Source organism: Stenotrophomonas sp. (genome assembly GCF_050737075.1).
GTDB lineage: Bacteria > Pseudomonadota > Gammaproteobacteria > Xanthomonadales > Xanthomonadaceae > Stenotrophomonas.
Map to the genome: position 1 here is coordinate 1 of NZ_JBOHXV010000134.1, position 9,662 is coordinate 9,662.

The following is a 9,662-nucleotide window of genomic DNA, read 5'->3' on the forward strand; positions in this document are numbered from 1 at the left end:
GTGCAGTGGGACCGCGTGGAGGTCAGCCTCGTCGACGAACGCTGGCTGTCGCCGCAGGATCGCGACAGCAATGCATGGCTGGTGCGCGAGAGTTTCCTGAGCCGCGCCGAGGGTGCGCACTTCGATCCGCTGGTGCGGGTCGGCAAGCCGTTGCCGGAATGCGTGTACACCGCCAACCTGCAGGCACAGCACAGCCAGGCGCCCTGCCTGGGGGTGCTGGGCATGGGCAATGATGGCCACACCGCGTCGCTGTTCCCGGCGTCAAAAGACCTGGCCCGCGCCCTGGAAAGCACCCTGCCCTACGCGGCGCTGGACGCCACCGGTTGCCCGGGCGCGAACCAGTGGCCGCTGCGCATCACGCTCACCCCGCACGGGCTGCGCCAGTGCGGGCAGCGCCTGCTGCTGCTGCGCGGCAAGCAGAAGCTGGAAGTGCTGAAGCAGGCCTTGGAAAGCAACAACGCACAGCTGTACCCCATCCTCAACGCGATCAACATTGAAGGCGCCAAGCTGCGCATCCACTGGTGCGACTGATGCCCTGCGCCTGTCGTTTCGTTCGCCCTCTCATAGCCGGTAGCCAATGAGCCTGCACCCCAAACTCCACGCCATCACCGAGCGCATCGTCCAGCGCAGCGCCGCGTCGCGCGCCGCCTACCTGGCCGGTATCGACGCCGCCCTGCGCGATGGCCCGTTCCGTTCGCGCCTGAGCTGCGGCAATCTCGCGCACGGCTTCGCCGCCTGCGGCCCGACCGACAAGAGCCGCCTGCGCGGCGGCGTTACGCCGAACCTGGGCATCATCACGGCGTACAACGACATGCTGTCGGCGCACCAGCCGTTCGAGCACTACCCGGAGATCCTGCGCGAAACGGCGCGTTCGCTCGGTGCCACGGCACAGGTGGCGGGCGGCGTGCCGGCGATGTGCGACGGGGTCACGCAGGGCCGCGGCGGGATGGAGCTGTCGCTGTTCTCGCGCGATGTGATCGCGCAGTCGACGGCGATCGGGCTCAGCCACGATATGTTCGACAGCACGGTGTACCTGGGCGTGTGCGACAAGATCGTGCCGGGCCTGTTGATCGGCGCACTGGCATTCGGCCACCTGCCGGCGATCTTCCTGCCGGCCGGGCCGATGACGCCGGGCATTCCCAACAAGCAGAAGGCCGAGGTACGCGAGCGCTATGCGGCGGGCCAGGCCACGCGCGAGGAGCTGCTGGAAGCCGAATCGGCCTCGTACCACGGCGCGGGCACGTGCACGTTCTACGGCACGGCAAATTCGAACCAGACGCTGCTGGAGGCGATGGGCGTGCAGCTGCCGGGCGCGTCGTTCGTGAATCCGGATACGCCGCTGCGCGATGCGCTGACGCGGCAGGCGGCGGTGCGTGCGCTGGAGATCTGCGCGCTGGGCGACGATTTCCGACCGCTGGGCCGGTTGATTGACGAACGCGCGATCGTGAACGCGGTGGTGACGCTGATGGCGACCGGTGGCTCGACCAACCACACGATCCACTGGATCGCGGTGGCGCGGGCGGCCGGCATTGTGTTGACGTGGGACGATATGGACCAGCTGTCGCAGCTGGTGCCGCTGCTGGCACGCGTGTACCCGAACGGGGAAGCGGACGTGAACCGCTTCGCGGCGGCCGGCGGCACGGCATTTGTGTTCCGTGAGCTGATGGACGCGGGGCTGATGCACGCGGACGTGGTGACGGTGGCCGAAGGCGGGATGCGCCAGTACACGCAGGATCCGGCGCTGCGCGACGGTACGCTGACGTGGATCGACGGGATTGCGGAAAGCGCGGACCGCGAGGTGGTGCGCGGGGTGTCCGAACCGTTCGAGGCACAGGGCGGGCTGCGGCTGCTGCGCGGCAATCTGGGCCGTTCGCTGATCAAGCTGTCGGCGGTGAAGCCGCAGTACCGCACGATCGAGGCACCTGCGGTGGTGGTGGACGCGCCGCAGGTGTTGAACAAGCTGCACGCAGCGGGCCTGCTGCCGCAGGATTTCGTGGCGGTGGTGCGTTATCAGGGTCCGCGTGCGAACGGGATGCCGGAGCTGCATTCGCTGGCACCGTTGCTGGGGCTGCTGCAGAACCAGGGCCGTCGGGTGGCGCTGGTGACGGACGGTCGTCTTTCGGGCGCATCGGGCAAGTTCCCGGCGGCGATCCATATGACGCCGGAAGCCTCGCGCGGCGGTCCGCTGGGTAAGCTGCGCGAAGGCGACATGATCCGTCTGGACGGTGAAGCAGGCACGCTGGAGGTACTGGTGGACGCGGCCGAGTGGGCAGCGCGCGAGCTGGCACCGAACACGGCACCGGCCGGTCACGATCTGGGCCGAAATCTGTTCGCGATGAACCGCCGCTTGGTGGGTCCGGCCGACCAGGGCGCGATTTCGATTTCGTGCGGCCCGGCGGCCGACGACGGCGATATGTGGAATTACGACGCGGAGTACGAGCTGGGTCACGACGCCGACGCAGCGCTTGCGCCGCATGAGGCCAAGGACGCTTGACGGTTTATCGCTGAACGCGGCGGTGGGGTTTCCTGGTGGAGGTAGCGGCTTACCCCCCTTCGGGACACGCCGTGAACCCATCCATGGGGGCTCGTAGAAAACATCCATGTTTTCTGCGGTCCCGAAGGGGGGTAAGCCGCCACCTCTCGACACATTGCGGCGCCTCCGTGGCGTCGGCTAACTCGGTAGTGCCGGCCATTGACCGGCGACACGACAAAATGCGGCGCCTCCCTGGCGTCGACCGGTAGCGCCGGCCGTTGGCCGGCTCACGGGATATCTGGCCAACCAGATGTCCCGATCAAACAGGAAGACATTTTCATGAGCATTGCCGAACACCAGAAGCGCGCTGAAACCCTGCTGCATGCGGCCGGCATTCTGCCGGTGGTTACGGTGCATACCCTCGACCAGGCGCGCGCGGTCAGCGCGGCGCTGCTGGAGGGCGGGCTGCCGGCCATCGAGCTGACGCTGCGTACGCCGATCGCGATGGAAGCGCTGGCGATGCTGAAGCGCGAGCTGCCCGATGTGGTGGTGGGCGCCGGCACGGTGCTGACGGTGGAACAGATGCAGCAGTCGATCGATGCGGGCGCGGATTTCCTGGTGACGCCGGGTACGCCGGCGCACATGGCCGATGCGCTGGCGGCGGCACCGCTGCCGGTGGTGCCGGGCGCGGCGTCGCCGACGGAAATGCTGGCGCTGTATGCGCGCGGGTTCCGGGTCTGCAAGCTGTTCCCGGCCTCGGCGGTCGGCGGGCTGGCGATGATCAAGGGGCTGGCCGGGCCGATTCCGGACCTGAAGCTGTGCCCGACCGGTGGCATCACGGAAACGACGGCGGCCGAATACCTCGAGCAGAAGAACGTGGTCTGCATCGGCGGCTCATGGATGGTGCCCAACAACTGGATCGAGAACGGCCAGTGGGACAAGGTGCGCGAGAGCGCGGCGGATGCCGCCAAAATCGTCGCACGCGTGCGGTCGCGCTGAGATTGCGGAGATCGCGAAGCCACGCATGGCGTGGCTCTACGCGGTTGATGGTTTGCTGTTGCTTTTGATTACGTGATCGTCCTGCGCACGTAAGAATTCGTAGTGCCACCCCATGGGTGGCAACCGCGCGCAGCGCGGCACAAGCATCCGAAACCGGGGCACTCAATGCCCCGCACGACGCGACCGACGCTTAACCCCAAACGAAGCGCTTCGGACGCGGCGCGATCACATCGGCCGCGCCGGATCCACCAACCCGTACTGGCTCGCCATGCGCGCCAGCGCGATGTTGTCGTGGATCCCCATCTTCTCGAACAACCGCGCTTTGTGGGTGTTGACGGTCTTGGCGCTCAAGCTAAGGCGCTTGGCGATGTCTTCCTGGCGCAGGCCCTGGGTAAGCAGCAACGCTACTTCCAGTTCGCGCGGGGACAGGCTGTCGAACGGCGACTGGCTGCCTTCGACATTCGACAGGGCCAGGTTCTGGGCAATGCTGCTACCGAGATAACGCCGGCCCAGCGCGGCATCGCGCACGGCGCGCAGCAGTTCCTGCGCATCGCAGGCCTTGCCGATGTAGCCGGAGGCGCCGGCTTCGAGCAGGCGCTTGGGCATGGGGCCGTCTTCGAGAACGGAGACGATCACCACGCGGGTGCCGTGGTCGCCGCGCACGACGCGCTCGGTGACTTCCATGCCGCTCACGCCCGGCAGGTGCAGGTCGCACAGCACCACGTCCGGCCGCAACTGGCGGATCTCTGGCAATGCGTCTTCGCCGGATTCGGCCTCACCGACCACCTCGATGTCCGTCTCGTTGGACAGGATCATTTTCATGCCGGTTCGCACCAGCGCGTGGTCGTCCACCAGATACACTCGAATCGTCATCCACGCACCTCTTCCAAACGCTGCAAACGGGGGCAAGCCTAGCCGCGGGGTACTGCGTAAACAAGGATGATGGCACCTTGTCGGCGCGTTCTGGTCCCCCCATCACACGCGTTCAGGATTACCCCAACCCTGAGCCTTTCACCCCAAGCTGTATCGGTTTATTGAACCTATCGCGGTCCGCGGAAACCCCTGCCGCTTCCGGCCTGTTTCCCTGTCGGCCGGTCTCAGTGACGACTGCGCCAGGGTTGGCGGCGCCGGAACATCACCAGGAAGCACCCTACCACCCAAACCAGCGCGGCACACCATCCGGCCAGGATGTCGGAGGGGTAATGCACCCCGAGGTAGATGCGCGACAGGCTGACCGAACCGGCAAACAGCACCCCGAATGCCACGGCCGGCCAGCGCCAGCGGGTGTTCCAGGCCAGCAGGACGATGACCGCGGCCAGGGTCATCGAGCCCATGGCGTGGCCGCTGGGGAAACTGTAGGTGCTTTCCGGGGCGATCGACTCCCACAGGGTCGGTCGGTCGCGCTGGAAGAACTGCTTGCTGCCCAGGTTGAGCAGGGCCGAACCGGCGAAGCTGATGCCGGCGAAGCTGGCCTCGCGCCAGCGGCGGCGCAGCAGTAGCAGCGCCACGATGAGGATGTCGGCCGGGATCACGCCCCATTGGTAGCCGATCTTCGAAATCAGCACGAAGGCCGCATCCAGGCTGGGCCGGGCCACGGCATGCATTTTCAGCAGCAGCGGTGCGTCGAAATAGAACGCCTCCAGTTCATGGACTTCGTCGGCCAGGGCCACGAAACCGGCCAGCGGCAGCAGCACGCCGGCAAACAACAGCACGAAGCGCCAGGCGTTGCCGGCCATCCAGTGGCGGAAGCCGGCGGCCGGTTCCCGCGCGTCCAGCGCCGTTGGCTTATCCAACGCTTCGGACATACTTGCGCTCGACGTAGTCGTCGATCAGCGCCACGAATTCCTGGGCGATGTTGTCACCGCGCAGCGTCACCGTCTTCTCGCCATCAACGAACACCGGCGCAGCCGGCGTTTCACCCGTGCCCGGCAGCGAGATGCCGATGTTGGCGTGGCGCGACTCGCCCGGCCCGTTGACGATGCAGCCCATCACCGCCAGCGTCATGTTCTCCGCGCCGGGATGACTCACCTTCCATTCCGGCATTTTTCCGCGCACGTGGTTCTGCACGACCTTGGCCAGCTCCTGGAAGAACTCGGAGGTGGTGCGGCCGCAGCCCGGGCAGGCGGTGACCAGCGGAGTAAAGGCACGCTGGCCGGTGGTCTGCAGCAGTTCCTGGGCGACGATGACCTCCTGCGTTCGCGACTGCCCCGGTTCGGGGGTCAGCGAGATGCGGATGGTGTCGCCGATGCCTTCCTGCAACAGCACCGCCAGCGCCGCCGAGGAGGCGACGATGCCCTTGCTGCCGATGCCGGCCTCGGTCAGGCCCAGGTGCAGGGCGAAATCCGAGCGCTGGGCCAGGTCGCGGTACACGGCGATCAGCTCCTGCACGCCGCTGACCTTGGCCGACAGCACGATGCGGTCGCGCGGCAGGCCTAGTTCGACGGCGGTGTGGGCCGAATCCAGCGCCGAGCGGATCAGCGCCTCACGCAGCACCCGGCCGGCATCCCACGGGGTGGCGCGCTGGCTGTTCTCATCCATCAGGCGCGCGGCCAATGACTGGTCCAGCGAGCCCCAGTTGGCGCCGATGCGCACCGGCTTGTCGTAGCGGATCGCGAATTCGATCAGCTGGGCGAACTGGGTGTCCTTCTTCTTGCCGAAGCCCACGTTGCCGGGGTTGATCCGGTACTTGGCCAGCGCCTCGGCGCAGGCCGGTTCCTGGGTCAGCAGCTGGTGGCCGTTGTAGTGGAAATCGCCGATCAGGGGGACGTCGATCCCCATCATCTGCAGCTTCTCCACGATGCGCGGAATGGCCGCGGCCGATTCGGCATTGTTGACGGTCAGGCGCACCATTTCCGACCCGGCCCGCCACAGCTCGGCGACCTGCTTCACGCTGGACGCCACGTCGGCGGTGTCGGTGTTGGTCATCGACTGGACGACCACGGGCTTGCCCCCACCGACCACGACGCCGCCGATGCGGACGGGCTGGGTCTGGCGGCGGGCCCACACGGTGGTGTCGGACGGTTGGGTAGGTTGGCTGACGGCGTCGTGCATGCGGGCATTTTAACGCGCGGCGGGCACGGACGCGCGTGGTTTCGGGTCGACGCGCGGGTGCGGAGGACCGCCATTCACGCGATGCGGCCGATTGTCGCAGGCGGGCAGCCGCGCGAGCGCATACGATGGGCGTGATGACCGGCCAAGACGCTCCCTTCCTCCGCACCCTGTGCAGCCTGCGCTGGCTGGCCGTGGCCGGCCAGGCCGCCACCATTCTGGTCGCCACTTCGGTGCTGGGGCTGGAACTGTCGCCGCTGCCGCTATGGGCGGGGGTGGCCGCACTGGCCCTGTTCAACCTGTATGTGCAGCTGCGCGTGCACGACGCTGACACCGCGCCGGTGACCGCGTTCGGGCACATCCTGGTCGACGTCACGGTGCTGACCTGGATGGTCGCCTGGAGCGGCGGTGTGGCCAACCCGTTCGGCTCGCTGTTTCTGATCCTGATCGCGCTGGCCGCGCTGGCGCTGCCGCTGCGCTGGACGCTGGCAGTGGCCGCGGCCTGCCTGATCGGCTACGCGGTCAGCGGCATCTTCGGGCTGCCCCTGCCCGCCGGCTACTTCACGGCGATGCAGATGCACCAGTGGGGTGTGGTCTGCAACTTCCTGCTGTCGGCCACGGTGGTGCTGGTGTTCGCCACCCGGCTGGCGATCGCGCTGCGCAGGCGCGAACACGAACTGTCGCTGCTGCGCGAGCGCTTCGTGCGCAACGAAGGCATCGTCGCGCTGGCCACCCACGCCGCCTCGGTGGCGCACGAGCTCAACACCCCGCTGGCGACGATGACGCTGCTCGCCGACGACATCGCCGACCAGACCGAAAGCCCGGAACTGCGCGACGACGTGGACACGCTGCGCGAACTGCTCGTGCAGTGCCGCGAACGCGTGCTGGCGCTGGCACGCCCCGCGTCAGGCCAACTGCGCGGACGCGATTCGGTGACCCTGCCGAAGGTACTGGAGCAGTGGCGGCTGGTGCGCCCGACCATCACCCTCAAGCGCAACGACGACGCGCCACTGCAGCTGCCGCTCGATCCTGGCATTGGCCACCTGCTGATGGTGCTGCTCAACAACGCCGCCGATGCCGGCGAGCAGGCCGAACGGCCGCAGGTCGACCTGACCCTGCGCATCGAGGGCAGCGACCTGATCGGCGAAGTGCGCGATTACGGCCGTGGCTTCGACGCCCGCGAGGCGGTCCTGCCCGGCACCCTGTTCAACAGCGGCAAGACGCAGGGCATGGGCGTCGGCCTGGCCCTGTCCCACGCCACCATCGAGCGCCTGGACGGCGAGTTGTGGATGCGTCCGGCCAACGGTGCCGGCACCCGCGTCGGCTTCCGCCTGCCCCTGGCCTCACCGGAGAACCCCGCATGACCACCCCCACCCTGCCCGCTGCCAGCCATGGCCTGCTGGTCGACGACGACGAACTGTACCTGCGCACGCTGCAGCGCAGCCTCGCCCGCAAGGGCCTGGAAACGGTGACTGCCAGCGACATCGCCTCGGCCCTGGTGCTGGCCCGCCAGCAGCCGCCGGCATATGCGCTGATCGATCTGAAGCTGGGTTCCGAATCCGGCCTGGCACTGATCCAGCCGCTGCGTGCGCTGCGCGAGGACATGCGCATCCTGCTGGTGACCGGGTACGCCAGCATCGCCACGGCGGTGGAGGCGATCAAGCTGGGTGCCGACGACTACCTGCCGAAGCCGGCCACGGTGCCGATGATCCTGCGTGCGCTGGGCGAGGAAGACGACGGCCCGGCCGACGACGGCGACATGGAGCCGCCGGACTCCATGACCCCGATCAGCCGCCTGCAGTGGGAACACATCCAGCAGGCCATGCACGAGACCGGCGGCAACGTCTCGGCGGCGGCACGCCTGCTGGGCATGCACCGGCGTTCGTTGCAGCGGAAGTTGGCCAAGCGGCCCAGCCCGGAGCGCGATCCCTCGCGGTGAAACGCATACGCGTTTCACCCCACGCTTTGCTGCGCAAAACGCGGGCCCCCGCTTACCACCACCCAGACCCCCGCCGCTTCGCGGCCGCCCCCTGACTCAGGGGGCTTTCCACCCGATGCGTTCCGGGTGCGTCAGGATTTCAACCGCGCAGCTTTTCCAACAGCTCCAGCGTCACCGGATCGGTGATCGCATGCGCCTCGCCCTGCAGCGCCGGCAACAGCTGGCTGGCCAGCTGCTTGCCCAGCTCCACGCCGAACTGGTCGAAGGCGTTGATGTTCCAGATGATCGACTGCACGTACACGGCGTGTTCGTACATGGCGATCAGCGCGCCCAGCGACTGCGGGGTCAACGCGTCGAGCAGGATCATCGTGCTCGGGCGGCCGCCCGGATACTCGCGGTGCGGGTCGTCGCTGCCCTGGCCGTTGGCCAGCGCCTCGGTCTGCGCAAGCAGATTGGCCATCAGCGCCTGGTGGTTGACCACGTAAGGATCATCGTTGTGCACGCAGCCGATGAAATCGGCCGGGATCACGCTGGTGCCCTGGTGCAGTGCCTGGAAGAAGCTGTGCTGCACGTCGGTGCCCGCCCCGCCCCACCACACCGGAACGGTGTCGCTGTCGACCGGGCTGCCGTCGAGCTGCACGCGCTTGCCCAGGCTTTCCATGACCAACTGCTGCAGGTAGGCCGGCAGCAGCGCCAGGCGCTGGTCGTAGGTCATCACCGCGTGGGTGGCATGGCCCAGCAGGTTGCGGTTCCAGATATCGGTCAGCGCATGCAGCACCGGCAGGTTCTGCGCCAGCGGCGCGTTCAGCGCGTGCGCATCCATCTCGGCCGCGCCGTCCAGCAGCTGCTCGAAGCGATCGAAGCCGATGGCCAGTGCGATCGGGAAGCCGACCGCCGACCACAGCGAATAGCGCCCGCCCACCCAGTCCCACATCGGCAGCACGCGGCCGGCGGCAATGGAGAACGCCTTGGCCGCCCGCTCGGGGTTGGCGCTGACGGCGTACAGGCGCTCGCTGCCGCCCAGCCAGTCATGCAGGATCTGCCCGTTGAGCAGGGTCTCCTGGGTGCCGAAGGTCTTGGAAATGAGGATGCCGGCGGTGGTGGCCGGGTCCAGCGTGGCCAGCGTGCGCTGCATGGCGGCGCCGTCCACGTTCGAAACGAAATGCACGCGGAAGCGTGCGCCGCTCACCGGGCGCAGCGCAT

At 67.8% G+C, this 9,662-nt stretch carries 9 protein-coding genes; 5 read left to right on the forward strand and 4 right to left on the reverse strand.

Features of this window, described 5'->3' with window-relative positions:
* From ACREPD_RS20725 to ACREPD_RS20735, 3 genes are all read left to right on the forward strand, one after another.
* Positions 1-531 (forward strand): 6-phosphogluconolactonase (locus tag ACREPD_RS20725; RefSeq protein WP_431601047.1); only part of this gene is annotated, 531 nt, incomplete at its 5' end.
* Between the two features lie 46 nt (positions 532-577).
* Positions 578-2,494 carry a phosphogluconate dehydratase gene (gene edd / locus ACREPD_RS20730; protein WP_431601048.1) on the forward strand — a complete coding sequence of 639 codons (1,917 nt, stop codon included), beginning with the start codon at positions 578-580 and terminating at the stop codon, positions 2,492-2,494.
* Between the two features lie 318 nt (positions 2,495-2,812).
* Positions 2,813-3,472 carry a bifunctional 4-hydroxy-2-oxoglutarate aldolase/2-dehydro-3-deoxy-phosphogluconate aldolase gene (locus ACREPD_RS20735; RefSeq protein WP_431601049.1) on the forward strand — a complete coding sequence of 220 codons (660 nt, stop codon included), beginning with the start codon at positions 2,813-2,815 and terminating at the stop codon, positions 3,470-3,472.
* A gap of 225 nt (positions 3,473-3,697) precedes the next feature.
* Here ACREPD_RS20735 and ACREPD_RS20740 read toward each other — a convergent pair whose 3' ends face one another.
* The 3 genes from ACREPD_RS20740 to ispG all read right to left on the reverse strand — a co-directional run bounded on the left by ACREPD_RS20740 (position 3,698) and on the right by ispG (position 6,523).
* The gene (locus ACREPD_RS20740; protein ID WP_421570788.1) at positions 3,698-4,345 is read right to left on the reverse strand and encodes a response regulator; all 648 of its coding nucleotides are present in this window, start codon (positions 4,343-4,345) and stop codon (positions 3,698-3,700) included.
* A 224-nt stretch (positions 4,346-4,569) separates the two neighbouring features.
* On the reverse strand, positions 4,570-5,277 hold the full coding sequence (locus ACREPD_RS20745) for a phosphatase PAP2 family protein (RefSeq protein ID WP_431601050.1): 708 nt from the start codon (positions 5,275-5,277) through the stop codon (positions 4,570-4,572).
* Positions 5,258-6,523, reverse strand: coding sequence for a flavodoxin-dependent (E)-4-hydroxy-3-methylbut-2-enyl-diphosphate synthase (gene ispG, locus ACREPD_RS20750; RefSeq protein ID WP_431601051.1), 1,266 nt, complete (start codon positions 6,521-6,523; stop codon positions 5,258-5,260). Before ispG ends, ACREPD_RS20745 begins: the two co-directional genes overlap by 20 nt.
* Before the next feature lie 134 nt (positions 6,524-6,657).
* Here ispG and ACREPD_RS20755 point away from each other — a divergent pair, with 134 nt between their 5' ends.
* Together ACREPD_RS20755 and ACREPD_RS20760 are read left to right on the forward strand one after the other, a co-directional pair.
* Complete coding sequence (locus ACREPD_RS20755; RefSeq protein ID WP_431601052.1) at positions 6,658-7,884, forward strand: sensor histidine kinase; 1,227 nt, start codon at positions 6,658-6,660, stop codon at positions 7,882-7,884.
* Entirely contained in the window at positions 7,881-8,459 is a 579-nt protein-coding gene (locus tag ACREPD_RS20760) for a response regulator transcription factor (protein ID WP_431601053.1), read from the forward strand. Before ACREPD_RS20755 ends, ACREPD_RS20760 begins: the two co-directional genes overlap by 4 nt.
* A 139-nt stretch (positions 8,460-8,598) precedes the next feature.
* On the opposite strand, the gene pgi is transcribed toward ACREPD_RS20760, so the two are convergent.
* Positions 8,599-9,662, reverse strand: a 1,064-nt coding sequence (gene pgi / locus ACREPD_RS20765) for a glucose-6-phosphate isomerase (RefSeq protein WP_431601054.1), incomplete at its 5' end; no start/stop codon positions are given.

Coding starts and splice junctions, on each gene's coding strand:
- ACREPD_RS20745 (WP_431601050.1), bottom strand. CDS start 5,277: ATGTCCGAAGCGTTGGATAAGCCAACGGCGCTGGACGCGCGGGAACCG.
- ispG (WP_431601051.1), bottom strand. CDS start 6,523: ATGCACGACGCCGTCAGCCAACCTACCCAACCGTCCGACACCACCGTG.
- ACREPD_RS20735 (WP_431601049.1), top strand. CDS start 2,813: ATGAGCATTGCCGAACACCAGAAGCGCGCTGAAACCCTGCTGCATGCG.
- ACREPD_RS20760 (WP_431601053.1), top strand. CDS start 7,881: ATGACCACCCCCACCCTGCCCGCTGCCAGCCATGGCCTGCTGGTCGAC.
- edd (WP_431601048.1), top strand. CDS start 578: ATGAGCCTGCACCCCAAACTCCACGCCATCACCGAGCGCATCGTCCAG.
- ACREPD_RS20755 (WP_431601052.1), top strand. CDS start 6,658: ATGACCGGCCAAGACGCTCCCTTCCTCCGCACCCTGTGCAGCCTGCGC.
- ACREPD_RS20740 (WP_421570788.1), bottom strand. CDS start 4,345: ATGACGATTCGAGTGTATCTGGTGGACGACCACGCGCTGGTGCGAACC.